The organism is Nocardioides humi (assembly GCF_006494775.1).
GTDB lineage: Bacteria > Actinomycetota > Actinomycetes > Propionibacteriales > Nocardioidaceae > Nocardioides > Nocardioides humi.
The window spans coordinates 898558-923482 of the sequence record NZ_CP041146.1 but is presented as its reverse complement, the minus strand read 5'-3'; the positions used below and the strand labels follow the sequence as shown (position 1 = coordinate 923482).

The following is a 24925-nucleotide window of genomic DNA, read 5'->3' as shown; positions in this document are numbered from 1 at the left end:
CGCTACTAGCCTCGGCGTCCGACCCGCTCGGCGAAGGCATCGAGCGCGGCGATGACCTCGGGGGCGATCCAGACCCGGTTGCGTCGCCCCCCGCTCGTGCGCTCGAGGATGCCCGCCCCCTCGAGCTGCTCGACAGCACGCTGGGCGGCCGACAGGGCGACGCCGGTGGCGCTCTCGACGTACGTCACGTTGATGGCGGGCTGGCTCAGCAGGTGAGGCAGGAGCCGCCTGGCCGCGGACCCGCGCCGGGACGGCAGGCTCTCGCTCCATCGGTCGTGGATGAGCTCCAGCTCCTCGACGAGCCGCCGACCGTTGTCGAGGGCGCGGAACGAGGCGTTGACGAACTGGCGCACGATCGTCTCGACGTACCCCTCGCGGTAGTCGGTCAGGGCGTGGAAGTAGGCCGAGGTGTCGGTCAGCAGCCCGGCCGAGACGGGGATGATGAGGGTGCGGGTGACACCGGAGTGACGGAGCATCGCGTGGACGAGCGTGCGTCCGACGCGACCGTTGCCGTCGTCGAAGGGATGGATCGTCTCGAACTGCGCGTGGGCGATCGCGACCTGCACGAGCACTGGCAGGTCGGCCCGGTGCACGAAGGCGATGAGGTCGTCGAGCGCGGCCGGGACCCGCGTGTGGTGGGGCGGGACGAACGACGCGGTGTGCGGGCTCAGCGCGTTGCTGCCGAGCCACACCTGCTGGTCACGCAACCGCCCGGGCGCGGCGTACACGTGCCGGTCCAGCAGGGCCGCGTGGGCGGCCAGGATCGTGTCGACGTCGATGTCATCGGCCAGCGCGACGGCGCGCTGCATCGCGGTGACGTTGGCGGTGACCAGTTGGGCGTTCGGGCCGGTCTTCGCGTCGATGGCGGCCAGGGCCAGCGCGCGTGCGCCGGCCGTCACGCCCTCGATCTCCGACGACGAGGCCGACTCGGTACGGAGCAGCACGGAGGCCAGCGGGGCGAGCTCGGCGGCTGCGGCACCACCCTCCCGGGCAGCGCGCCGGTCCGCGATGGCGACGCCCTCGGCATCGAAGCGGGTGATCTCGCGGACGGCATCCTCGGCCTCGGCCTGGAGGGAGGAGCTGATCCGGAGGTCGGCTTCGGCGATCGCGGCGGGCACGGAGGCCTCGTAGGGGCCGCGGGCCGACAGTTGCTGGCGACGCGAGGCGGAGTGATCCGGCTCGCGGTCCCAGCGATGTGTCTCCCGGCCGACCACGAGCTCGGGTAGCAGGTCGCCCCGTTCCTCGGTCACTCCCTCACTTTACACCACTTTATAAGTATAAAGTGGTGTAAAGTGAGGGAGTATGCCTGCTCTCAGCCGGCGACGTTGCCCGCGTGCGTGTTGAACGCCAGCGTGCGGTGCCCGATCCGGACCCGCGTGCCCTGCACCAGGACCTGCTCGGTCCCGGGCGGCATCCGCACCCAGTCGGGGGTCTTCGGCAGGTGGACGTAGGTCCCGTTGGTCGAGTTGTTGTCGACGAGCACGACGTCCCAGCCCCGCAGCTCCAGCCGGGCGTGCACCCGGGAGACCTGGTTGGACTGGTCGATGATCGGCAGCGGCCGGAACTCGCCCGACCCGATCCGCTCGTCGCCGCTGGGGTCGCGGCCGAGGAGGTACGGCGTGTCCAGCTGGAACACCGATCCGTCGTCGAGCACGATCACGCCGAGCGGCGGCCGGGGGCCGTTCACCAGCACCGGCGTCTGCTGGACCATGTTGATCCCGCAGATCCCGCAGAACAGCACGCGCGGGTCGTTGAAGTGCTGGTTCTTGCAGTAGACGCCGCGGACCTGCTCCTGGTGCTGGTGCTCCTGCACCTGCGCGGCGTCCTCGACGATCGGCAGCGGCTCGAAGTCGTCGACGTCCTCGTCGACCTCGCTGATCAGCACCGACTGGAAGCTGACGTGCTCGTCTGCGGGCGTCGGCGGCAGCGGCCGCCCGGCGACGGGAGCCGCAGCCGCGACCGGCTCGGGAGTGGCCGGCTCGGGAGTGGCCGGCTCGGGCGCCGCCTCGGCGACCGGCTCCGGCACGGGCGGCCGGACCTGGGTCGCCGGGCGGACGACCTCCGCAGGCCCGGACGCGGACGGCGTACTCCCACCGGACGGCACCAGCAACGACCCTGCGGGCACGACCCCGCCGTCGAGCCGGTACGACGACGCCCCGGCCGGCGCGGAGGCGCTCGGCAGCGTGGCGGTCACCGAGCCGACCGGCCAGGGGATCAGCCGCTCGACCCACGCCAGCGACGCGGCCCCGCTGATCTCCTGGTCGTCGACGCTCACCGTGACGTCGCCGTCGACGAAGACCGCGAGGCCGGTGGTGTGCGGCGCGAACGCCGCGAAGCCGGGGGACTCCTCGACCGTGGTGGACAGCATCAGCGCGAACCCGCGGATCAGCTGCCGGCCCTGCCCGCCGTTGGCGGCGACCATCTCCGCGTGCTCGAGATAGGGCCGGACGACCTCGGGGTCGTCGGAGCCGACGAGGAGCACGACCGGCCCGAACCGGGCCAGCGTGCCGCCGCCGGGCCCGGGCACCACCGTCGCCGCGGTCCAGTCGTCTGCCGAGGTGTGTGTCATGAGGCCGTGTCTCCCGTTTCTCGGTGGATGCCCGGGTCGTCCAGTGCGTGCGATGGCAAAGGCCACTTCGTTCGGACCTCGTCGCGAAGGCATGCTGGGCGCACGTCGAGCGTCGGCAACGCCGCCAGTGTGCGTGCTGGACGGCCTGGGCGCCGCCAGGAGATGGGAGACACGGCCTACACGATCCTTCCGCCGAAGAAGCGCCACCGGATGAACGGGACCCGCATCGGGCCGTTGGTCCAGACCCAGACGACCAGCCAGATCACCGTGAAGTCGATGAAGAACGCCCAGAACGGCACGCTGTCGCCGTCGATGCCGGGCACCGCCCCGAGGTCGACGAGCAGCCAGACCAGCGCGCCCTCGTTGAGCGCGGTGATCAGGCCGAACATGGTCGGCCAGTCCTTCTCCCACCGGAACTGCTGGATGCCGTGGTAGACGAGCTCCCACAGCACCCCCAGGACGAGGACGGCCGCCAGGATGAGGTACGTGGTCTTGTAGTCCGGGTCGCCCGGCAGGATCGGCGTCAGCACGAGCGTGATCAGCCCGCCGAAGACGACGAGCATGAAGATCCGGGTCTGGATCCGGCCGTTGAGGGTGGGCAGCATTACTCGCGCTCTCCTTCGGTCGACTTCTCCGGCGCCTCGGTCCGCCTCACGGCGCGCTCCCCGCGAGCCACTTCCACCACTGGAGCGTCGAGCGCACCGGCCCGATCCGCTTGCAGAACCCGCGCCGCTGCAGGTCGCCGTAGATCTCCTGAGCGGCGACCTGCAGGCCCAGGAAGGTGTCGACGCCGGGGAAGTACCCGCCGAGCGTGGTGGCCCCGGAGGCGTACATCACCCCGCCCCGGACTGGGCGCCGATCAGCTCGAAGGTCCGGTCGACGTTGAGCCGCCCGACCGGGTTGCGGCTCGCGCCGCCGTGCTCGAGCAGGTCCTTGAGCAGCCGGTGCTCGGCGATGTCGGCCTCGAGTCCGGTGCAGTCGATGACGAAGTCGACCTCCAGGGGTACGACGCCCTGCGCGGTGCGGACCTGGTTGAGGATCCGCTCGCCGCTCGGCCGCATCTCGTCGACCGTCCCGACCAGGCAGGTGTACCAGCCCTCGCGGCGGCCCTGGTTCATCTGCCGCTGCCAGCTCTTGCGCCAGGGGGTGTTGGTGCCGCCCATCCGCTTGTAGAGCTCGGCCCGCTGCTCGCCCTCGAGCTGGCGGACCTGTGCCTTGAGCTGCCCGCCCCAGACCGACTTCGGGTAGTTGAAGCCCTGGTAGGCCCACCCGTCGCCGCCGCGCCGCCGCATCGTGATCCGGGTCCGCCCGCCGCCGGGGCGTTGGTCGGACTCGTTGCCGTAGCCGTCGTTGGTGCCGTTGATGTAGGTGCGGAACAGGTGCACGATCCGGGTCTGCGCGCCGAACTTCTCGCGGTCGTCCATCAGCCGCTGGAGGATGCGGGAGGCGACGATGCCGCCGCCGCGCACCAGCACCGTCGACGGCGTCTGCACCAGCCGCTCGTAGACGTGCTCGTGGGCCTCGTAGGCGTTGACGATGTGGCGGTAGTCGTTGTTCTCGGTGCGGTACCGCTGCAGCTCGGGCAGGAACTTCAGGCCGGGGTAGCCGACCGCCACGTGGACGTACTGCGAGCGGAACGCGACCCGCTTGGTGGCCGATGCGCCCTCGGGCGGGGTCAGGATCGTGAAGTACCCGCCGCCGTACCGCCGCCGGACGATGCGCACCAGGCCCTTGACCAGCATCTCGTCGTACGCGATCCGCTTCGACTCGCGCTCGAGCTGCTCGAACACGTTGCCGGCCTTGGGGGTGTAGTAGTCGGCGAAGATCGGCTCGCTGAACAGCCCCCACAGCACCTTGAGGTCGAACTTCCGCACGCCCTCGGCGAAGCCGTACGACGGGAAGCCCCAGATGTTGTCGGGCCGCGACGCCGAGTCGGAGCGGATCCGCTCGGGCCGCGGGACCTGCGAGACCCGGGTGAGGTACTCGTAGGTCTGCCACGGGAAGTCGAGGGTGCTCAGCACGCGCATCTGGGAGGTCGGCACACCGGCGATGCGCAGGTAGTCGACGGTGACGAAGCTGCCGATGCCTCCGCCGACGCTCACGAACGGCACGTCGACGATCGGGATCCCGGCTCCGGCGACCATGTCGTCGGTCCAGAAGTCCGTCTGCAGCAGCTGGTCGGTCAGGTCGCCCGAGATCGGCTGGGCCGGCAGGTACGTCGACGGGTCGGTGGTCGGGACCACGGATGCTGCAGTGGGGTCGATCAACGTGCCTCCTAGGTCGCTGATTGCGTCCGGAACGCTACACCGGTTACCCCGTCTTTCGCCCAGGGAATCGCTGCGTTCGTGACATGCTGGAACTCCGGCCGTCCGTTCGGCTGGACGATGACCCGGGAACGAGGCCCAGGAGGAACCGCGTGCAGGGAATTGCTGACTACGAGTTCGTGCGCCCGCTGGGCGAGTCCAACTACGGCACCAACTATCTCGCCAAGGCCCCGGCGCGGCTGGGGATCCCCGCCGGCGAGGTCGTGGTGAAGGTGATCGCCGGTCCCACCTCGGACGACGCCTTCCGCCGTGCGACGCGCGAGCTCAAGCACTTCAGCGTGGCCGACTCCGACCGGCTGGTCTCCGTCTACGACGCGGGCCGGCAGGGCGGCGCCTTCTACTACGCGATGGAGTTCCTCCCGCTCGGGTCGCTCGAGCAGCCGCAGGTGGAGATCGGGCCCGACCGCCGGGTGGCCGCCGTCCGCGACGCCGCGCTGGCCGCGCACGCCCTCCACGAGCGCGGCATCGCCCACCGCGACATCAAGCCCGCCAACGTGCTGCTCGCCGAGGACGGCGGCCGGCTCGCCGACCTCGGCCTCTCCCAGCTGCTCTCGCCGGGGATGGTGACCACCGGCCTCGGGCAGATCGGTCTGGAGTTCACCGACCCCGCGATCATGCTCGGCGCCCAGGCCTCGCGGGCCAGCGACATCTGGTCGCTCGGGGCCACCCTGCACTTCGCGATCACCGGCTCCGGCGTCTACGGCGAGCTCCGCGGCACCGAGCCGCTGCTCCTGGTGCGCTCGATCCTCGCCTCGCAGCCGACCCTCGCCGAGAGCCTCTCGCCCGCGGCGCGCGAGCTCGTCGCCGCCTGCCTCGACACCGACGTCGCCGCCCGTCCGCGCACGGCCGCCGAGGTCGCCGACCGGATCGCGGGCATCTCCGCCGAGCTCGGCTCGGCGGTCTGATCCGATGGAGCTGCACGACGCGCTGCGAGATCTCGTCGCCGACCACGGCCCCGGCATCCTCGACGACGCCGCCGGCTTTCGCGGCGTCCTCGACGACGTGCTCTCCGAGGACCAGGCCACCACCGGCGACATCAACCTCCTCGTCGACGCCGTGCGCTTCGGGGTGCTGAACCCGCTCGGCGAGATGATCGACGGCGGGGCCGACCCGGCGCGGGCCGTCGAGGAGGCCGGTCTCCGGCTGGCCCGCGACCGCGGCGGCGACGACCAGGCCGCCTCCAGCTGGGCGTCGGCCGTGCTCGGGTACGCCGTCGGCAAGGTGCCCGCGGCCGTCGTCATGCGCTACCGGTCCAGCCGGCCCGCCACGAGCGGCCAGCTGCCCCCGCCGAGCACGGGGCCCGCGGGCCCGCCGTACCAGTCCCCGCCACCCACCGCCTGGCCGCCCGCTCCCACCCAGGCTCCCGTGCAGTCCCCGAGCCAGCCCCCGGGGCCGTCGTCGCTGCCGCAGGCGCCGGCGCCGTACGCCGCGCCCTCGTCGTACCCCCAGCCCTCGTCGTACCCGCAGCCCTCGGGCGGCTACGCGCCACCCGCCGGCTTCGGTGCCGTGCCGCCGCCGAGGAAGCGCGGCTCGGCGGTCTGGATCGCCGCGGCCGCCGCCGGCGTGGTCCTGGTCGGCGGCGGCGTCGCCGGCGTCATCGCGCTCTCCGGGGGCGACAAGGACCCCGGCCGGAAGTCGGCGAAGTCGAGCGGACCCGAGACGCCCGCGGTCGACGTCGACCCCGCGGCGATCGACGAGCGCTACAGCTCGCTGTCGAGCAAGATGACCAACGGGGCCTCCGACTGCGAGGCCGGCAAGCCGGGCGCGGGGGAGACCGAGGTCGTCCAGTGCACGGTCAGCACCGGCACCCTCCGGCTGGTCACCTACGAGGACGAGGGCGCCCTCACCGCCGCCCGCGGCGCCCGCCTCGACTACCGCGCGGGCACGATGACCGCCGACAACGACACGACGGCGCTCTACGAGTACGACCCCGAGCGCGGCGGCACCTCCGACCCGGCGATCGTCTACTGGGACAGCAAGGGCGCCCAGCAGTCCGCGGTGCTCGAGGGCGAGGGCACCGCCACCATCGACGCGGTCGTCGACAGCTTCACCAGCACCTCGCCCCGGGTGGCCGAGCCGACCGCGCCGGCCCATCCGAAGCTGCGCGAGTTCATCGACATCAACATGGACGTCTCGACCTGCACCCGCCAGCGCACGTTCTTCACCGGCGAGACCGAGGAGAGCAGCTGCCAGTCCGGCACCGACGGCGTCGTGGTCAACGTCGGGCGCTACTCCACCCGCAAGCAGATGAAGGCCGACCGCAAGTACTACAAGGGCAAGTACGACCAGGCGACGACCCAGGGCGGCGGCGGCACCTGGCGCTTCGGCGAGGGCGAGGCCGAGGGCGGCTACTTCGCCTATCTCGACAGCGCCGGCGACACCGCGACGCTCTACTGGGACTGGAACGCCGACGACTGCTTCTGCTACGGCGTCGCGTGGAGCTTCGAGGGCGACCTCGAGAAGCTCGAGGGGTGGTGGCCCTCGGACGGCTGAGCGGGACGTGGGAGCCCTTCCGCGCGGCGGGCGGGAAAAAACTTCCGAGTCGATGTCGAGAACGCCGGCACCCCGACGACGTAGGGGCCAGGAAGCATCCCCCACCCGTCACAGGAGTCCGACATGACCACCATCGCCGTCCCCGCCGGCACCCGGACCAGCAGGTCCGTCGTCGCCGGCCGCGTCATCACCGCCCTCACCACGCTGTTCCTCGCCTTCGACGCGGCCACCCACCTCGTCCGCGAGCGGCACGCGGTCGCGTTCAACGACGAGATCGGGGCGCCGGACTGGTTCCCCGTCCTCTGCGGCGCCGTCATGGCCGTCCTGCTCGTCGCCTACCACGTCCGTCGTACGGCGGTCCTCGGCGCGATCCTGCTGACCGCCTACCTCGGCGGCGCCACTGCCGTGAACATCGCCACCGGCCAGCCGTGGGGGAACGTCGCGTTCTCCGTGGCGACCGGCGTCGCGGTCTGGGCGGGCCTGTGGCCCCGCGACGAGCGTGCCCGCACGATCCTCTGAGAACGAGAAGGAGTACTACCGTGAAATTCATGATGCTGGTCCACGAGACCACCCGTCCCGGCGACCCGCCGATGGAGCTGTTCGCCGCGATCGGGGCGCTCGGCGCCCGGGAGAGCGAGGCCGGCACGCTGGTGGAGGTCGGCGGGCTGCTGCCGATCGAGGCCGGCTCCGTCGTCACCCTCGCCGCCGGTGCGATCGCCACCACCGACGGCCCGTTCGTCGAGGCCCGCGAGCTCGTCGGGGGCTACTCCGTCTACGACGTGGCCGACCTCGCCGAGGCGAACGCGAAGGCGCAGGCCTTCCTCCAGGCCCACCTCGACACCTGGCCGGGGTGGGAGGGCTGGGTGGAGGTCCGCCCGGTCATGGAGCAGCCGGCGCAGCCGTGACCGACGCCGCGGCGGCCGTCGAGGAGGTGTGGCGCACCGAGTCGTCACGCCTCCTCGGCGCGCTGCTGCGCATCACCCGCGATGTCGGCCGGGCCGAGGATCTGGCGCAGGAGGCGCTCGCCCAGGCGCTCGCGCAGTGGCCGTCGACCGGCGTACCGGACAACCCCGCGGCGTGGCTGATGACGACCGCGAAGCGCCGCGCCATCGACCAGTTCCGGGCCGGTGAGCGCCGGCTGAGGGCGTACGCCGAGGTCGCCGCCGGCGCGGCCGCGGCCTACGAGGAGGCGTTCGAGGTGGACCATCTCGAGGACGACGTCCTCCGGCTGATGTTCGTCTGCTGCCACCCCTCGCTCACCGACGACACCCGCACCGTCCTCACCCTGCGGATGGTCGCCGGCCTCACCAGCCGCGAGATCGCGCGGGCCTATCTCACGTCCGAGGCGACCGTCGCGACCCGCATCTCGCGCGCCAAGAGGACCCTCGCCACCGCCCGCGCGGCGCTGGAGGAGCCGACCGGCGCCGAGCGGGCCGCACGACTGGGCTCGGTGATGGCCGTCCTCTACCTCCTCTTCAACGAGGGGTACGCCGCCACGGCGGGCGTCGACTGGACGCGCCCGGCCCTGTGCCGAGAGGCGGTGCGGCTCGCCACCCTGCTGAGCACCGTCGCGCCCCGTGAGCCCGAGGCGCACGGCCTGCTGGCGCTGCTCGAGCTGCAGTCGTCGCGCCTGGACGCCCGGCTCGACGCCGCGGGCGACGCCGTCCTGCTGGCCGACCAGGACCGGACCCGGTGGGACCGGGCGGCGATCGAGCGCGGCCTCACCGCTCTCGGGGCCGCGCTGGAGCTCGGCGGCGACGGCCCCCACGTGCTCCAGGCGGCGATCGCCGCCGAGCATGCCCGCGCGGCGTCGGTCGAGGACACCGACTGGCCGCGGGTCGCCGCGCTCTACGAGCGGCTCGCGCACGCGACCGGCTCGGCGGTCGTCGAGCTCAATCGCGCCGTCGCGCTGGGGATGGCTCGGGGACCCGAGATCGGCCTCCAGCTCCTCGACCAGGTCGCGCCCCTGCTTCCCGACCACCACCTGGTGCCGTCGGTCCGCGGCGACCTGCTGGCGCGGCTCGGCCGCGCCGACGAGGCCGTGGCGAGCTTCCGCACTGCTGCCGCGCTGGCGACGAACGACCGCGAGCGCGCGCTCCTGGAGCGGCGCGCCCGCGATCTCGAGGCGTCGCGATCGGGAGGGGGACCTGACGGGCGGTCCCGTCACTCCGGCACGGGCACCGTGTCCGCGAGGTCGGGACGCACGATCCCGGCGACGTCGTTGCGCACCAGCAGCGCCATCGTCGTGTCGTCGCCCCCGATGAGCGCCGGCTCCGCCAGCCACTCGGGCAGCTGCTCGCGCACCCAGCCCAGGCCGTGGGTGCGGGCGAACCCCAGCAGCTGCTCGCCGGTCTGGCGCCACCACCCGTCGGCGTCGACCCGGGAGCGGCCGAAGCCGTCGGTGCACAGGAACACCAGCGCGACCTGGTCGGCGTCGGCGTCCACCACGGCGACCCGCAGGGCGTCGAGGGGGCGCGGCTGGCACAGCGAGCTGGTGTGCAGCCCGTCGAGGTCCGGGTCCTCCGGCAGGGGCCGGGCGGCGGTGCCGTCGGAGGCCACGAGGACGGAGTCGCCGTCGCCGATCTGCAGGAACGCCATCACGTCCCCGGCCGCGGCGGCCGCGAGGATGGTCGAGCCGTAGGCGCGCAGCGGGTCGGCGGACGCGCCGAGCTCGTCCTCGGCGGGGGAGTAGGGGTTGGCCGTCAGGTGGTGCTCGACCTTCGCGGTCCAGGTCTCCACGATCGCCGCCCCCGCACGCGCCACCCGCTCGCGGGCCGCCTCGTCGGCGGCGCGCAGGTCGGGGAGGATCCGGCGCAGCTCCTCCACGGCGCTGATGACCGCCAGCGCCGCGCCGGTGTCGCTGCGGAAGTGGAACTTGTGGCCGTGCCCGTCGGCGACCGCCACCACGGCATGTCCCTGGGCCTGGTCGCTCCAGGTCAGGACGGCGTCCTGGATCGGCAGCTCGTCGCGGATGTGGACCGAGCCGATCGTCGTACCCGACAGGGTCGTCCACACCGGATCGGCGTCCGGCCGGTCCGTCATCCCAGGGTGCTCCAGATCGGGTCGCCGATCGGGCTCGGCGGGACCGCGGTCACGCCGGAGCCGGGGCCGACGACGGGCCGCGAGGCGACCTTGCTGGCCGCCTTGGACGCCCAGACGATGTACTCCACGAGCTGCTCGGGGTTGTCCGCCCGCAGCAGCGGCACGTCCTCGTCGCCGATGAACCGGCGCAGCGAGTGCATGTCGGCGTCGCGGCCGACGCCGAGGGCGAGCCGGACGGCGGTCGCTCCCCAGCGGTTGTTGAGCAGCGCCTGCAGGCCCTCGGCGAAGGTGACGCCGCTGCTCTGCGTCGGCCGGCCGTCGGAGACCAGGATGATCGCCGGCGGGAACGCGCTGTTGCTCTCGTCGAGGTGGTCGAGCGCCCCGGACAGGGTCTGCAGCGCGCTGCCGAGCTCGGTGAAGCCGCGCGGCACCGCCTCGAGCCGCTTCCAGTGGATCTGGTCGACCGGCGTCGGCGCCTCGATGATCCACTGCGGCTCGTTGGCGAACGCCAGCACGCGGACCAGCAGCTCGGCGTGCGGGTTGGCCCGGGCCTCGTCCTTGAGGTGGGGGAGGACCTCGGTGATCGCGTTGTTGAGCGCCTGGATCCGGCCGCCACGCATCATCGAGCCCGAGACGTCGAGCACGAAGATGAAGTGCAGCGGCTTGCGGGCCAGTGCGCCACCGAGTCGGTCGCTCATCACGGCCTCCTTCCACCGGTGTTCCAAAGGGTCGGGTTTCAACTATCCCCGATCTGCCGAGGTTATAGCCTGTCACGCAGGTTCGAAGTCGCGATTACGGAGGTCGGGCACACCCATGGTGCTGGCAGAGGGCGTCGAGGTCGACCTCGGGCCGTTGGGGCGCGCCCGGGTGACGTCGCTGCTCGGGCAGGGCGGCCAGGGGTACGTCTTCGAGGTGCGCCGCGACTCCGGCGAGCCGCTGGCGCTGAAGTGGTACAAGCCGGAGAGCGCCACCGCCCAGCAGTACGACGAGATGCAGCAGCTCGTCGAGATCGGCTCCCCGCACCAGCGGTTCCTGTGGCCGCTGAGCATGGCGCGGGTCGGGACCGAGCCGAGCTTCGGCTACGTCATGCACCTGCGCCACCCCCGCTTCCTGGAGCTCAGCTACCTGCTCCTCAACGCCGACCGCGACGGCAAGCCGCTCGACGTGTCGTTCGCCTCGATCATCGAGCTCTGCCGCCAGCTCAGCTACAGCTTCCTGCGGCTGCACGCCCGGGGCCTGTGCTATCGCGACATCTCGTTCGGCAACGTCTTCTTCGACCCCGGCAACGGCGACGTGCTGATCTGCGACAACGACAACGTCGGGATCGACAACGGCACCGGCCGGGTGCTCGGCACGCCGTACTTCATGGCGCCCGAGGTGGTCCGCGACACGACCTACCGCACGCTGCCCAACACCGACACCGACCGGCACTCGCTCGCCGTGCTGCTCTTCTACTCCCTCTTCCTCGGCCACCCCCTCGAGGGGGCGCGCACCGACGCCGGCATGCGCGACGCCCACTGGCTGATGACCCACTTCGGGACCGAGCCGCTGTTCTGCATGCACCCCGGCCGCACCGAGAACCGCCCGGCCCAGATCGTGCAGCAGTACTGGGGCATCTACCCGCAGTTCCTGCGCGACCTGTTCGTCCAGGCGTTCGTCGACGGCCTCGACAACCCGGGCGCCCGGGTCACCGAGGGACAGTGGATCAAGGCGCTCGACCGGCTGCGCGACGGGATGCTCGCCTGCCCGACCTGCGGCACCACCAACTTCTGGAGCACGGGGGACGACAGCGTGACCTGCTGGCAGGACGGCACGCAGGTGCGCCCGCCGTACCTCCTCCAGATCGGGCGGCGCACGGTCGCCGTCGGACCGCAGACCGCGATCCGCTCCGACCACCTGACCTCCGGCGTCGACCACCCGCAGGTGCTCGCCCAGGTCCGGCGGCACCCGGACGCGCCCGATCGCTGGGGCCTCCACAACGCCTCCGACTTCTCGTGGCCGGTCGCCTACCCCGGCGGCCAGAACTTCCTGCTCGAGCCCGACCGGACCATCGAGCTGGTCGCGGGCGCGCAGATCCAGATCCGGAACGCGACCGTGCAGGTACGCCGCCCGGCGCCGAGCGACCATGCTCCGATCGAAGGGGGGTGAGCGCCGTGTCCGCACTCGTGGTCGAGGTCGAGGGCCGGGTCCTGCGCCTCGAGGGCAAGCAGGTCTACCGGATCGGGCGCGCCATCGAGGCCGACGTCGTGCTCACCGCCGGCTCGGTCTCGCGCCAGCACGCCGAGCTCCACGCGACCGAGTACGGCTGGGTGCTCGTCGACAGCGGCAGCCAGTTCGGCACGTACGTCGAGGACGAGCGGGTCACCGAGTACCCCGTCGAGCGGCGGATCACGGTCCGCTGCGGCCCGCCGGCGCCCGGCGCGACCCTCGCGGTCGTCCCCGCCGAGGAGTACGACGTCGTGGCGGCCACGCCCCGCGCCCCGGCCCCACTGCCGGCCGACCTGGTCGAGGAGCCCACCCGGCCGCCGTACCCCGGGACGCCGCCGCCGTCGGTCTCCCCGCCGGTGCCGCCGCCCTCGATGCCGCCCTCGATGCCGCCGCCGTCGACCCCACCGCTGGGCACGCCGATGCCGCCGGCGCCCTCCCCGTGGGCGCCGCCGTCCGTCCCGTCGGCCTCCCCGCCCTCCGTCCCGCCGCCGGCGCCCGCCCGGCCGGCGCGCCCGGCCTGCCGCCGCCGATCTCCGGCAACGACGCCACCCAGATCCTCGCGATGCCCCGGGTGCCTGCCGGTCCGCCCGGTGCCGGGCCGGTGCCGCCGCGCACGGGTCCGGACCTGCTGCTCGTCGCCGAGGGCCGGGAGCACCGGTTCCGGCACCCGATGCAGATCACCGTCGGTCGGCGCAGCGACTGCACGGTCGTCATCGGCGACCCCGCGTGCTCGCGGGTCCACGGCCGGATCGACCCCCTGCCGGGCGGCTGGACCTACACCAACCTCTCCAACGAGGGCTCCTATCTCGACGGCCGCCGGGTGACCACCCGCAAGTTCGACGAGCGGATCGTCCTCCGGCTCGGGCACCCGGTCGCCGGGCCCGAGCTCACCCTGGTGCCCATCCTGTCGGCGGCCGAGGAGGAGCGGCGGATCGCCCGCCGGCGCCTGGGCCGGCGGCTCGCGATCATCGGCGCGATCGCCGCGGCCCTGCTGCTCGTCGCCGGCCTGGTCGGGCTCGCGCTGGTGGTGGGCCGTGACGGCGACGGCGGAGGGGGTGACGACGGCGGCAAGCGCGCCGGGGGCGGCACCGACGTACTGGAGGCCGCGAAGGCCGCCACCGTCAAGATCACCGCCGACAGCCACCTGCTCGACGACCCGTCCCGCACCGGCACCTACCACGGCTCCGGCTCCATCATCCGCGCCGACGGCCTGATCCTCACCAACGCCCACGTCGCGGCGCCCGAGTCGCCCGGCCTGGAGGAGAAGTACGGCTCCGACCTGCGCATCGCCAACCCCGACTACCTGCTGATCTCGCTCACCGACGGCATGACCGACACCAACGCGCCGGCCGCCTACCGGGCCCGCGTGGTCGAGGCCGACGGCGAGCTCGACATCGCCGTGGTCCAGATCTACGCCGACGCCGACGGCAACGACCTCGACGGCGCCCTGGAGCTGCCGACCGTGCCGATCGGCAGCTCCGGCGACCTGCGGGCCGGCGACAGCGTCACCGTCCTCGGCTTCCCGGCGGTCGCCGGCGAGGGCGAGTCGATCACGGTGACCACGGGCGTCGTCTCCACCGTGCTCAACGACCCCGACCTCGGGCCGCGCTCGGAGCTCGACACCGACGCCCGGATCGCACCCGGCAACTCCGGCGGCATGGCCATCAACGCCGACGGCGAGCTGATCGGCATCCCGACCTCGCTGTTCACCGACGAGGGCACCACCGTCACCAGCGGCCGGATCCGCTCGATCGACGTCGTGAAGGACCTGATCGCGAAGGCCGAGGCCGAGACCGGCTGACCGCGGCTGCCGTCCGTGCCCGCGGACAGCGCGGGTGGTGGAGTCCCGACCGCAGGCTGACGCACCCCGGCCCGAGGACGGGTCAGCTGGCCTTCTTCACCGCCGTCTTCTTCGTGGTCTTCTTGGCGGTGCTCTTCTTGGCCGTCTTCTTCGCGGCGGCGGACTTCGCCGCGGTCTTCTTCGCCGCGGCCTTCTTGGCAGGCGCCTTCTCGGCCGCCTTCCTGGCCGTCCTCTTCGCCGGCTTCGCCTCGGTCTCGCCGCGCGACGTCTTCGCCGCCTCGACGGAGCGCTGCAGGGCGGCGAGCAGGTCGACCACCTCGCCGCCGGTCTTCGCCGAGGTCTCGGTGCGCTGCACCTCGCCGCCCTCGATCTTCGCCTTCACGACCGCCTGCACCGCGTCGGCGTAGTCGTCCTCGAACTCCGCCGGGTCGAAGTCGCCCGACAGCGTCTCGACGAGCATGTGCGCCATCTTCACCTCGGCGTCCTTGACCTCGCCGGTCTCGACGCTGAAGTCGGGGGTGCGGATCTCGTCGGGCCACATCATGGTCTGCAGCACGATCACGTCGTCGCGCACGCGCAGCACCGCCGTGGTCACCCGCTGGCGCAGCGCCACGGTCACGACCGCCATCCGGTCGGCGTCCAGCAGCGCCTGCCGCAGCAGCGCGTAGGGCTTGGCGCCGGTGCCCTCCGGCTCGAGGTAGTAGGACTTCTCGAACAGCAGCGGGTCGATCTGGTCGCTCGGCACGAACTTCTCGACCGCGATCTCCCGCGACGACGTCGTCGGCAGGTTGGCCAGGTCCTCGTCGGAGAGGATGACCATCTCGCCGTCCTCGGTCTCGTACCCCTTCGCGATGTCGGAGTACGGCACCTCCTCGCCGTCGATCGCGCAGATCCGCTGGTACTTGATCCGGCCGCCGTCCTTGGCGTGCACCTGACGGAACGAGACGTCGTGGCTCTCGGTCGCGCTGTAGAGCTTGACCGGCACGCTGACGAGGCCGAAGGAGACGGCACCCTTCCAGATCGCACGCATGGGTCGAGCCTACGCGGTCCTGACAGGATGGGGCGCGTGCCCGAACTCCGCCCGATGCTCGCCACACCGGACACCCACGTGCCGCTGGGCGAGGAGTGGTGCCACGAGGTGAAGTGGGACGGCGTCCGGGCCCTCGGCGCGATCGCCGGCCGCACGGTCACCCTGACCAGCCGCAACGGCAACCGGATCACCCCGGCCTGGCCCGACCTGGCGGCCCCGCCCGCCGGAGTCCGGGAGGCGGTCGTCGACGGCGAGATCATCGCGCTCAACGAGCGCGGCGTGCCCGACTTCCGCGTCGTGGCCGAGCGCATGCACGTCCGCAACGCCACCACGGTCGCCCGGCTCGCCGCGCGGATCCCGGTGACGTACATGGTCTTCGACCTGCTCCGCCTCGACGGCGAGGATCTCTGCGGCCTCCCGCTGCACGAGCGCCGCCGCCGGCTCGCCGACGTGGACCTCGCCCCGTCCGGGTGGCAGGTCCCGGTCGAGTACGACGACGGCGCGATGCTGTTCGAGGCGACGCGCGCCCAGGGGCTGGAGGGCATCGTCAGCAAGCGCCGCGACTCGACGTACCGGCCCGGCGAGCGCACCCACCACTGGTTGAAGCTCCCGCACCGGCACCGCGGGTCCTTCGTCGTCGGCGGCTGGCGGCCCCAGGTCGGCACCAGCGACCGCCTGGCCGCGCTGCTGGTGGGGGAGCCGACCGCCGGCGGGCTGGCCTTCCGTGGGCGGGTCGGCAGCGGCATCGGCCCCAAGCAGTCCCGGAGCCTGGCCGAGCTGCTGTCCCCGCTGACCCGGCCGGCCAGCCCGTTCGCCGACGAGGTGCCCCGCGTCGACGCCGACGGCACGACCTGGGTCGAGCCGGTCGTGGTCGTCGACATCGACACCCACGGGCTCGGCTACGAGCGGCTGCGCCAGCCGTCGTACCAGGGCGTGCGGACCGACCTGACCCCGGAGGACCTCTGATGCCGAAGAAGGCCGACCACCCCCAGACCGAGGTCCACGTCGACGTCGAGGGTCGCACCATGCGGCTCACCAACCTGGAGAAGGTGCTCTACCCGAGCACCGGGACGACCAAGGGCGAGGTGCTCGACTACTACGTCCGCGTCGCGCCCGTGCTGCTCCCTCACCTCGCCGGCCGCCCCGTCACCCGGATCCGCTGGCCGCACGGCGTCGGCGACCTGAGCTTCTTCGAGAAGAACGCGCCCGCCGGTACGCCGAGCTGGGTGCGCACCGCCGAGGTGCCCACGACCGGCAGCCGCGGTCCCAGCCGCCACGGCGACACCCTCGTCTTCCCGATCATCGACGACCTCCCGACCCTGGTCTGGGCGGTCAACCTCGCCGCCCTCGAGCTCCACGTCCACCAGTGGACCGTCGACGAGGACGACGAGCCGGTCGGCGCCGACCGCATCGTCATCGACCTCGACCCCGGCGAGCCCGCCGGCCTGCACGAGTGCTGCCAGGTCGCGCTGCGCGTCCAGGAGGCGCTCGCCGAGCGCGACCTCGACGCCCTCGCGGTCACCAGCGGCAACAAGGGACTCCACCTCTACGCCCCGCTGCCCGAGCCGCTGCCGTCGACCGAGACCAGCGAGCTGGCCAAGGAGATCGCCGAGGAGCTCCAGGCCGCCCACCCCGAGCTGGTCACCGCGACCATGACCAAGGCCCGCCGGCGCGGGAAGGTGTTCCTCGACTGGTCCCAGAACGCCGGCTCGAAGACCACCGTCGCGCCGTACTCCCTGCGCGGCACCCCCCGCCCCAGGTCGCCGCGCCCGTCGGCTGGGACGAGGTCGCGGAGGGCGCCGAGGACCCACTCGGCCTCGACCAGCTCACCCCCGCTCAGGTGCTGGAGCGGGTCGACGAGTACGGCGACCTGTTCTGAGTTGTATTTGCGCGAGCGTGTCGCATGTCGTGCTCGCCGCCCGGGCACTCGCTCCGCTCGGCCCGCGGGCTTCGCACGACGCGCTTCGCGCGTGCGCCACGCTGCCGCGCACGCGGTCGAGGTTCGCTGAGCGCGAGGTTGCCTGGCGGTCAGCGATGCGGCTTCGCCGCCGCGCGCCACGCTGCCGCGCTGCCGTCAGCTCACGCGGCGGCGCATGGCGTAGACGTCGAACTCCGTGACCGCCCCGGCCGGGTCGCCGCCCGAGCCGACCGCGTGCGCGACCTCGTCGGGCGAGACGGCGTGGTCGGCCTCGTCGAGCGTGGCGTCGATGAGCATCTGGAACTCCGGGGACGGGTGGTCCACCCGCTGCCCGGTCAGGTCGATCCGCCAGCCCGCGCGGCCGAGCTCGTTGAACAGCCCCATCAGGGTCGTGTTCTTCTCCGCGGCGACGCCCTCGAACCCGTCGGCGGCCTCGATCAGGTAGACCGGGCGGGTGACCGCGAGCGCGCCGGCGTCGTACAGCGGCACCCACAGGCGCGCGTACTCGTACGACCGCTTCGCGCTCATCTGTCCAGTGTAGGGCTTTCAGGCCGAGCGGAGCGGACGTACCGCGGCCGGGTCGACCACGTTGCGGAGGTCCACGCCCGCGCCGAGGGGGATGCCGTTGGCCGCGATCGCCGGCGCGTCGACCACGTCGGCGACGATCGCGGTGACGTTGTCGCGGCTGCCGCCGTCGAGCGCGGCGAGCACCAGTCGGTCGACGGCCATGGTGCGGGAGTCCAGGCCGAGCGTGAGCCGCAGCGCGGCGGGGGAGAGCACGTCGCTGATCCCGTCGCTGCACAGCAGCAGCCGGTCGCCGGGCCGCAGGTCGAGCAGCAGCAGGTCCGGATCCGGGACGTGCTCGGCGTCGACGGCCCGCAGCACCACGTTCCGGTACGGCGACGCGGCGGCCTCCGCGGGCGTGAGCCGCCCGCCGTCGACCAGCTCCTGGACCAGCGTCTGGTCGTGGGAGAGCTGGCTCAGCTCGCCGTCGCGCAGCAGGTAGGCGCGCGAGTCGCCGACCTGCGCGAGCGCGGTGTGGATCCCGTCGGTGAGGACCGCGGTCAGCGTCGTCGCCATCCCGGCCCGGCGCGGGTCGGCCGCGACCCCGGCGGCGAGCTGGGCGTGCGCCTCCCGCGTCGCCGCACCGAGCAGGCGGGCCGGCTCGTGGCCGGGATGGGCCAGGGCACGGGCGCTGACGACGTACGCCGTCGTGGCCGACGCGATCTCGCCGGCCTCCGCGCCCCCGACCCCGTCGGCGACGCAGAGCAGGTAGGGCCCGGCGAACCCGGCGTCCTCGTTGTCGGTGCGCACGCGCCCGGTCTCGCTGCGCGCGGCGAAGCGGAACTGGAGCACGGCGCTCACCTCCAGGGGTCGTACCTGATCAACGCCCGGGAGGACCGTCGGAGTTCCCGGTCAGGAGCGGAAGCCGACCTGGCCGGCGGTGCTGCGGCCGATCTCGACGTAGGCGAGCTTGGCGGCCGGGACGACGGTGACCTTGCCCTTGGTGTCGGTCAGGGTGAGGACGCCGTCGGCGGCGGCGATGGAGTCCGCGACGAGCTTCGCGACGGCCTCGTTGGACTCGTCGGTCTCGATGACGAGCTCACGGGCGGTGTTCTGCACACCGATCTTGACCTCGACGGTCATGGTCACACTCCTCGTTCGTGGGGACGACGCCCAGCCTAGTCAGGCGCCGGTCGGCTCAGTGCTCGTCGGTCTTGGGGTAGCCGCGGATGCCCCGCCACGCCAGCCCGGCCACCAGTCCGGTGGCCTCGTCGCGACTCAGCTCCGCCATGGCGCCGTCGGTCTCGGTGAGCCAGAACCGCGCGCTGACCTGCGCCATTCCCACCAGCGAGACCGCGAGCAGCTGCGACGCCGCCGCGGGCAGCGCGGTGTCGTCCTCGATCACGGCGGCGATCATCGCGGCGCACTCGGTCGTCACCCGGTCGACGTGGCCGCGGACGGCCGGCTCGTTGGTGAGGTCGGACTCGAAGACCAGCCGGAACGCGCCGGTGTCGTGGCCGACGTACGCGTAGAACGCGTCGATCGCGGCGGCGACGCGCTGCTTGTTGTCCTGGGTCGACTCCAGCGCGCGGCGGCAGTTGGCGATGATCGAGTCGCACGCGGCGTCGAGGATCGCGAGATAGAGCTCGAGCTTGCCGGGGAAGTGCTGGTAGAGCACCGGCTTCGACACCCCGGCCCGCTCGGCGATGTCGTCCATCGCGGCCGCGTGGTAGCCCTGGGCCACGAAGACCTCGAGCGCGGCGGCGAGCAGCTGCGCGCGTCGCTCGCGCCGCGGCAGTCGTACGCCGCGCGGCCGGTTCTCGTCGAGGTCGAACTGCTCGGTCACCACACCGGTGAGCCTACTCGTTGGTAGCAGCGGTCCGGATGGCGGGACGTGGTGTCCGCCCCTCGGCGGCGGCGGGGACCATGGCAGGGTCGAGGGAACACCCGGGCCGGCGGCAGCGTTGGACCCGGGACCACCCCATCCGCCCTGCAGTACCCGAGGAGTACGCCGTGAGCTTTCCCGCGCTGGTCGAGCCGGCCGCCGAGCTGACCATCGACGAGGTCCGCCGCTACAGCCGCCACCTGATCATCCCCGACGTCGCGATGGACGGTCAGAAGCGCCTGAAGAACGCCAAGGTCCTCGTCATCGGGGCGGGCGGCCTCGGCAGCCCGGCGCTGCTCTACCTCGCCGCCGCGGGCGTCGGCACCCTCGGCATCGCCGAGTTCGACGAGGTCGACGAGTCCAACCTGCAGCGCCAGGTCATCCACGGCATGTCCGACCTCGGCAAGCCGAAGGGCCTCTCGGCCAAGGAGTCGATCCACGAGATCAACCCGTTGATCGACGTGATCCTCCACGAGGAGCGCCTCGACAACGACAACGTCATGGACGTCTTCCGAGGCTACGACCTGATCGTCGACGGCACCGACAACTTCGCCACCCGCTACATGGTCAACGACGCGGCGTACTTCCTCGGGATCCCCTACGTGTGGGGCTCGATCTACCGCTTCGACGGCCAGGCCTCCGTCTTCGCGCCCACGATGGCCGACGACGCCCCCTGCTACCGCTGCCTCTACCCCGAGCCGCCGCCGCCGGGCATGGTCCCCTCGTGCGCCGAGGGCGGCGTGCTCGGCGTCCTGTGCGCGTCCATCGGCTCGATCCAGGTCAACGAGGCGATCAAGCTCCTCATCGGCGCCGGCGAGCCGGCCATCGGCAAGCTCGTCATCTACGACGCCCTCGAGCTCGAGTGGCGCAAGCTGAAGGTCCGCAAGGACCCCAACTGCGCCCTGTGCGGCGAGAACCCCACCGTCACCGGGCTGATCGACTACGACGCGTTCTGCGGCGCGATCTCCGAGGAGGCCGCCGACGCCGCGGTCGACGCGACCATCACCGTCACCCAGCTCGAGCACATGCTCAAGGAGCGCGCGGAGGGCAGCCGTGACTTCGTCCTCGTCGACGTCCGCGAGCCCGCCGAGGCCGAGATCAACCACATCCCCGGCGCGGTCCTCATCCCCAAGGGCGAGTTCCTCAACGGCAACGCGCTCGGCCAGCTGCCCTCGGTCGACTCCGGCAAGCAGGTCGTGCTGCACTGCAAGAGCGGTGTCCGCTCGGCCGAGTGCCTCGCGGTCCTCAAGGGCGCCGGGTACGACGACGCGGTCCACGTCGGCGGCGGCGTCGTGGCCTGGGTCAACCAGATCGATCCCAGCCAGCCCAGCTACTGAGCGGGACGACGCCGCGACGTAACCGCGACGCGGCGTCGTCGTTGTTCCAGACACGCGGCTCCGCAGCCGTGTCGCACCAATCGGAGGGCGCCCGGCCACGTCGGTCGGGTCGCACCGAGGGAGCACCTGAGAGCCTCGTCCCGCCGGACGGGGCTCTCGGTCTGTCCGGGCCGCACGGCATGATCGCCTCGTGGACGAGGGGTACGTCGAGCGGGTGCTCGACCTGGTCGAGCAGGTCCCGCCGGGCCGGGTGACGACGTACGGCGCCGTGGCGGCCGTCGTCGGCGGTGGACCCCGTCAGGTGGGGTCGGTCATGGCGCGGTACGGCGGCCCGGTGCCGTGGTGGCGGGTCGTGCGCGCCGACGGCACGCTCCCGCCGAGCCACGACGACCGGGCCCGGGCGGAGTACCTCGCCGAGGGCACGCCGCTGCGCGGCGCCAGCGGCGCCCTCGACATGCGCCGGGCCTTCTGGGACCCGGCGACCGGCGACTAGGTCGGCAGCGCGGCGGGAGGCGACCTCCGGGAACTTGCTTTGCTTTCTCGTCGCCGGAGACGCGCTCGACCCAAGCGGACTAGCTCAGCCGAGCGCCGCGACGGCGGCGTCGTAGTCGGGCTCGGTCGCGATCTCGGGGACGAGCTGCGCGTACAGCACGGTGCCGTCGGCGTCGACGACGACGACCGAGCGGGCGAAGAGGCCTTCGAGCTTGCCGTCGGTCATCCGGACGCCGTAGTCGTCGCCGAAGGACGACCGGAAGGCCGAGCCGACCTGGACGTTGTCGATGCCCTCGGCCCCGCAGAACCGGCCCAGCGCGGGCGGCAGGTCCTGCGACACGCAGACGACGGCGGTGTTGTCGAGGCCGGCGGCGAGCTCGTTGAACTTCCGCACGCTCGCGGCGCACACGCCGGTGTCGATGCTCGGGAAGATGTTCAGGACAGCACGCCGGCCCTCCGGGAGGGTGACGGCGCCGAAGTCCGCGCCGACCAGCTCGACGGACGGGGCGGCGGCGCCGACAGCGGGGAGCTCGCCGACGGTGTGGACGGGGTTCCCCCGAGTGCAGTGGTAGCCATGTGCTCTGTCTAGCAGGTCGTGTAGCAGGTCCCCGTGCCGGCCCGGTCACCGGAGCCGGCCGAGGAGCCCGACCGCCCGTCGTACGTCGAGCAGGCGGCGCTCCCAGGTGATGCCGACGACCGTCAGCAGCGCGCCGGCCAGCCCGATCCAGACCCACTTCGGGAACTCGCCGGCGTACGGCCCGAGCTCCCGCAGCACCACCGCCGCGCCCACGCTCGCACCCACGAGCAGCGGGGCGCTCCAGCGCATCGCGGCGCCCGCGATGGTCAGCGCCAGGCAGGCGCCGCCGAGGACGAGCGCCCGCAGCGAGACGGGGTCGTCGAGGACCCAGAGCAGCGAGGGGACGGTCGCGAGCAGCAGGCCGGGCAGCAGCGCCTCCAGCGTGCCGATCGCGGCCGAGCGCTGGAGCCGCCAGAGGCCGAAGGCGAGCAGCGCGGCGGCCAGCGGCAGCGTGTACGGCTCGGGCTCGGTCACGTCGAGGTCGGCCAGCCGCACCCAGCTCGCCAGCAGCAGGAGCACGCCGCCGGCGATGGCGCACACGCGGCGCGACTCGTGCAGCAGCGCGGTCCCCGCGACCAGGAACCCGGCGACGGTGAGCCACAGCGCCGTGTAGCCGCCGACGTCGGCGGTGGTCACCAGCGAGGCCGGGAGTGCGAGCACCGCGACGGTGATCGCGGAGATCTCGATGTCGGGGCGGGGGAGGGTCAGGGCGAGCACGCCGACCGCGAGCAGCACGGGGATCGACACCCATGCGGCGTCGTCGCCGATCACCATGACCGCCGCGGCGGTCACCAGCCCCAGGGCCGCAGGGGCGCTGACACCGGCGACGACCCGCGTGACCGGCTGCCGGCCGAGGACGGCGAGGGTGACCAGGGCGAGCGCCAGCGGGGCGAGGTTCGCCAGGACGAGTCCGTCGCTGGGCAGCGCGCCGATCGCGACGGCCGTCGTCGTGGCCGCGGCGACCCCCGCCCACGCGATCGCCTCCGCGGCGGCCGTACGCAGCGCCAGGGCGACGGCGCCGAGCGCCACGACGGTGAGCACGGCCAGCGGCACGGCCAGCGGCACGTCGTACGACGCGACGGTGGTGGCGGCGCCGACGCCGGCGACGAGACCGGCGAACCGGGCCCAGACGGGCAGCGTGCGCCGGGCACGGTCCCGGTCGATCAGGGCGATGCAGGCGACCACGGCCAGCAGCGACGGCACCAGGAGCAGCGGCTCGGTGACCGGGTCGGGTGCGGTGAGCCGGACCCCGAACGGCCGGTCGAAGGCGTCGCCGAGCCGGCTCCAGCGGTCGAGGGCGTCCGCGGTGGTCTGCAGCGCGATGCCGGCGAGGACCAGGCTGCCGGTGACCGCGGGCGCGATGGCGACGACGCGCACCGCGCGGGGCAGGACGCCGAGGGCGAGGACCCAGCCGGCCGTCGTACCGAGGGCGACGAGGCCGACGATGCGCGCGTCGGTGTCGATGCACGGGAGGGTGAGGACGACGGTGACGAGCATCGCGGCGCCGCTCGCGCCGGCGAGCAGCAGCCCGCGGTTCCGGGCGACCACGCCGGGGACGAGGAGCACGGCGGCGCTGACGAGCAGCGACCAGCCGGTGCCGTCGACCCACAGCTGGTGCAGATCCGGGTCCACGACCGACTCGACGAACGCGCCGCCCGCGGTGCTCAGCCAGGTCAGGCCGGCGGCGCTCGCCGCGCTCCACAGCAGCGCCGGCGCGTCCAGCCGGTGGCCGATGAGGACGGTGCCGATGCCGAGCGCGGTGAGCACGTGACCGGCGACCAGCCAGTGATCGGTCGCGCTGGCCGCGCCGGCGTACCCGACGAGGAGGCCGAGGCCCGTGATCACCTGCGGAGCGACCAGGCGCGGCCGGTCGGTCATCCGGAGCAGGCCGAGGCCGGTGCCGGCCAGGGCGACCACCAGGCCCGTGATGCAGGCCGTCACCCCGTCCGGGCCGTCGCCGAGCCAGCCGGCGGCGCCGGCGCCGATCACGTCGAGCGCCAGCAGTCCCAGCGCCACGACCACGAGGGACTCGCCGGCGATCCGCAGCCCGGCGCGGTGCAGCAGGAGCGCGGAGGCGCCCGCGGCGAGGGTGAGGCCGGCCAGGACGGCGGTACGCCCGCCCACGCCCAGCGACGACCACGACACCGCCAGGAAGATGACCGCGGCCACCAGCAGGCAGAACGCCCCGAGCCCGAGGAGGATCTTCGGGACAGAGGCGAACGAGACCCCGACCGGGCTCGGCGGGACCGGACCCGGAGGCGGGGGCGGCGGCACCGGACGCGGGTACGACGGCAGGCCGGCCGGTGCCCGCTTGGGCTGGACCGGCGCCGCCGGCGGGACGAGCGGCCCACCCAGCGCGACGGTGGCCGGCTGGCCGTGGAACGCGTCGCTCGCCGTACGGAGCTCGTCGAGCAGGCCGTCGGCGCGGCGCAGCGTGCCGAACAGGTCGACCGCCAGCGGGTGGCGGACGAGCAGGTCGCAGGTCGGGCAGACGGGGACGCCGGCGGGAAGGTCCGAGCGGCAGTCCGGGCAGAGGTGCGGGTCGGCGTAGCGCATGGGTCCATTGCGCCACGTGTCGTACCCGTCCGGCAGCAGGTCGCGACTCAGAGCTCCCTGAGCACCGGTACTCAGCCCACCGGTTCTCCACAGGCGTTCCCACGGTCTGGGGACGGTGGGAGCCGTGTTGTGGAGAAAGTGCGTCGAGCTGTGGACGACACGCCGACAATCAGTGGATGAGCGAAAACC

23 protein-coding genes and 3 pseudogenes are annotated in these 24925 nt (G+C 73.0%); 12 read left to right on the top strand and 14 right to left on the bottom strand.

What is annotated here, in order from left to right:
* Nucleotides 1–5: 5 nt before the first annotated feature.
* The 5 genes from FIV44_RS04520 to FIV44_RS04505 all read right to left on the bottom strand — a co-directional run bounded on the left by FIV44_RS04520 (nt 6) and on the right by FIV44_RS04505 (nt 4836).
* Complete coding sequence (locus tag FIV44_RS04520; RefSeq protein ID WP_219996290.1) at nt 6–1250, bottom strand: Fic family protein; 1245 nt, start codon at nt 1248–1250, stop codon at nt 6–8.
* Nucleotides 1251–1312: 62 nt separating this feature from the next.
* Nucleotides 1313–2569, bottom strand: a complete 1257-nt coding sequence (locus FIV44_RS04515; RefSeq protein ID WP_181410987.1) for an FHA domain-containing protein — start codon at nt 2567–2569, stop codon at nt 1313–1315.
* A gap of 176 nt (nt 2570–2745) precedes the next feature.
* A complete protein-coding gene (locus FIV44_RS04510) occupies nt 2746–3174 on the bottom strand; it encodes a hypothetical protein (RefSeq protein ID WP_141003421.1) in 429 nt (142 codons plus the stop codon).
* 46 nt (nt 3175–3220) lie between these two features.
* The gene (locus tag FIV44_RS31080; RefSeq protein WP_219996289.1) at nt 3221–3403 is read right to left on the bottom strand and encodes a hypothetical protein; all 183 of its coding nucleotides are present in this window, start codon (nt 3401–3403) and stop codon (nt 3221–3223) included.
* Nucleotides 3403–4836, bottom strand: a complete 1434-nt coding sequence (locus FIV44_RS04505) for a hypothetical protein (protein ID WP_219996288.1) — start codon at nt 4834–4836, stop codon at nt 3403–3405. Before FIV44_RS04505 ends, FIV44_RS31080 begins: the two co-directional genes overlap by 1 nt.
* Before the next feature lie 149 nt (nt 4837–4985).
* Here FIV44_RS04505 and FIV44_RS04500 point away from each other — a divergent pair, with 149 nt between their 5' ends.
* The 5 genes and pseudogenes from FIV44_RS04500 to FIV44_RS33495 all read left to right on the top strand — a co-directional run.
* Nucleotides 4986–5798 (top strand): protein kinase domain-containing protein, encoded by an 813-nt coding sequence (locus tag FIV44_RS04500; protein WP_141003420.1) that lies wholly within the window; start codon nt 4986–4988, stop codon nt 5796–5798.
* A 4-nt stretch (nt 5799–5802) separates the two neighbouring features.
* Nucleotides 5803–7386 (top strand): hypothetical protein, encoded by a 1584-nt coding sequence (locus FIV44_RS04495; protein ID WP_141003419.1) that lies wholly within the window; start codon nt 5803–5805, stop codon nt 7384–7386.
* Between the two features lie 123 nt (nt 7387–7509).
* Complete coding sequence (locus FIV44_RS04490) at nt 7510–7905, top strand: DoxX family protein (protein WP_141003418.1); 396 nt, start codon at nt 7510–7512, stop codon at nt 7903–7905.
* Between the two features lie 29 nt (nt 7906–7934).
* Entirely contained in the window at nt 7935–8291 is a 357-nt protein-coding gene (locus tag FIV44_RS04485; RefSeq protein ID WP_141003417.1) for a YciI family protein, read from the top strand.
* A pseudogene (locus FIV44_RS33495) lies at nt 8237–9067 on the top strand (RNA polymerase sigma factor); the annotation flags it as partial. The gene FIV44_RS04485 and the pseudogene FIV44_RS33495, both read left to right, overlap by 55 nt.
* 482 nt (nt 9068–9549) lie before the next feature.
* Here FIV44_RS33495 and FIV44_RS04475 read toward each other — a convergent pair.
* Together FIV44_RS04475 and FIV44_RS04470 are read right to left on the bottom strand one after the other, a co-directional pair.
* Nucleotides 9550–10428 (bottom strand): protein phosphatase 2C domain-containing protein, encoded by an 879-nt coding sequence (locus FIV44_RS04475; RefSeq protein WP_141003416.1) that lies wholly within the window; start codon nt 10426–10428, stop codon nt 9550–9552.
* Nucleotides 10425–11126, bottom strand: coding sequence for a vWA domain-containing protein (locus FIV44_RS04470; protein ID WP_141003415.1), 702 nt, complete (start codon nt 11124–11126; stop codon nt 10425–10427). The genes FIV44_RS04475 and FIV44_RS04470 overlap by 4 nt, the downstream gene beginning before the upstream one ends.
* 115 nt (nt 11127–11241) lie before the next feature.
* On the opposite strand from FIV44_RS04470, the gene FIV44_RS04465 reads away from it, so the two are divergent.
* The 3 genes and pseudogenes from FIV44_RS04465 (at nt 11242) to FIV44_RS04455 (ending at nt 14437) form a co-directional block, all read left to right on the top strand.
* Nucleotides 11242–12576: a protein kinase domain-containing protein gene (locus FIV44_RS04465; RefSeq protein ID WP_181410985.1), complete on the top strand. Its 1335-nt coding sequence runs from the start codon at nt 11242–11244 to the stop codon at nt 12574–12576.
* Nucleotides 12573–12749 (top strand): annotated as a pseudogene (locus tag FIV44_RS33875) (FHA domain-containing protein); the annotation flags it as partial. The gene FIV44_RS04465 and the pseudogene FIV44_RS33875, both read left to right, overlap by 4 nt.
* Before the next feature lie 326 nt (nt 12750–13075).
* On the top strand, nt 13076–14437 hold the full coding sequence (locus tag FIV44_RS04455) for a trypsin-like peptidase domain-containing protein (RefSeq protein WP_141003413.1): 1362 nt from the start codon (nt 13076–13078) through the stop codon (nt 14435–14437).
* Between the two features lie 82 nt (nt 14438–14519).
* Here FIV44_RS04455 and ku read toward each other — a convergent pair whose 3' ends face one another.
* The gene (gene ku, locus FIV44_RS04450) at nt 14520–15467 is read right to left on the bottom strand and encodes a non-homologous end joining protein Ku (RefSeq protein ID WP_141003412.1); all 948 of its coding nucleotides are present in this window, start codon (nt 15465–15467) and stop codon (nt 14520–14522) included.
* Nucleotides 15468–15494: 27 nt separating this feature from the next.
* On the opposite strand from ku, the gene ligD (FIV44_RS04445) reads away from it, so the two are divergent.
* On the top strand, nt 15495–16433 hold the full coding sequence (gene ligD, locus FIV44_RS04445; protein ID WP_219996287.1) for a non-homologous end-joining DNA ligase: 939 nt from the start codon (nt 15495–15497) through the stop codon (nt 16431–16433).
* On the top strand, nt 16433–17476 hold the full coding sequence (ligD, locus tag FIV44_RS04440) for a non-homologous end-joining DNA ligase (protein ID WP_246086804.1): 1044 nt from the start codon (nt 16433–16435) through the stop codon (nt 17474–17476). Before ligD (FIV44_RS04445) ends, ligD (FIV44_RS04440) begins: the two co-directional genes overlap by 1 nt.
* Nucleotides 17477–17541: 65 nt before the next feature.
* Here ligD (FIV44_RS04440) and FIV44_RS04435 read toward each other — a convergent pair whose 3' ends face one another.
* From FIV44_RS04435 to FIV44_RS04420, 4 genes are read right to left on the bottom strand one after another with little or no spacing between them, the layout of a single operon-like run.
* Complete coding sequence (locus FIV44_RS04435; RefSeq protein WP_141003411.1) at nt 17542–17913, bottom strand: hypothetical protein; 372 nt, start codon at nt 17911–17913, stop codon at nt 17542–17544.
* Nucleotides 17914–17931: 18 nt separating this feature from the next.
* Nucleotides 17932–18750 carry a PP2C family protein-serine/threonine phosphatase gene (locus FIV44_RS04430; protein ID WP_181410983.1) on the bottom strand — a complete coding sequence of 273 codons (819 nt, stop codon included), beginning with the start codon at nt 18748–18750 and terminating at the stop codon, nt 17932–17934.
* 51 nt (nt 18751–18801) lie between these two features.
* The gene (locus FIV44_RS04425; RefSeq protein WP_141003409.1) at nt 18802–19032 is read right to left on the bottom strand and encodes a DUF3107 domain-containing protein; all 231 of its coding nucleotides are present in this window, start codon (nt 19030–19032) and stop codon (nt 18802–18804) included.
* A gap of 55 nt (nt 19033–19087) precedes the next feature.
* Complete coding sequence (locus tag FIV44_RS04420) at nt 19088–19738, bottom strand: TetR/AcrR family transcriptional regulator (protein WP_141003408.1); 651 nt, start codon at nt 19736–19738, stop codon at nt 19088–19090.
* Nucleotides 19739–19902: 164 nt separating this feature from the next.
* Between FIV44_RS04420 and moeZ the strand changes: the two genes are divergently transcribed.
* Both moeZ and FIV44_RS04410 read left to right on the top strand, forming a co-directional pair.
* The gene (gene moeZ, locus FIV44_RS04415; protein ID WP_141003407.1) at nt 19903–21111 is read left to right on the top strand and encodes an adenylyltransferase/sulfurtransferase MoeZ; all 1209 of its coding nucleotides are present in this window, start codon (nt 19903–19905) and stop codon (nt 21109–21111) included.
* 190 nt (nt 21112–21301) lie between these two features.
* Nucleotides 21302–21604 carry an MGMT family protein gene (locus tag FIV44_RS04410; protein ID WP_141003406.1) on the top strand — a complete coding sequence of 101 codons (303 nt, stop codon included), beginning with the start codon at nt 21302–21304 and terminating at the stop codon, nt 21602–21604.
* A gap of 84 nt (nt 21605–21688) precedes the next feature.
* Here the strand turns inward: FIV44_RS04410 and tpx are convergent.
* Nucleotides 21689–22179, bottom strand: a pseudogene (tpx, locus tag FIV44_RS04405) (thiol peroxidase).
* A 46-nt stretch (nt 22180–22225) separates the two neighbouring features.
* Nucleotides 22226–24736, bottom strand: a complete 2511-nt coding sequence (locus tag FIV44_RS04400; RefSeq protein WP_141003404.1) for an SCO7613 C-terminal domain-containing membrane protein — start codon at nt 24734–24736, stop codon at nt 22226–22228.
* Nucleotides 24737–24925: the final 189 nt, after the last annotated feature.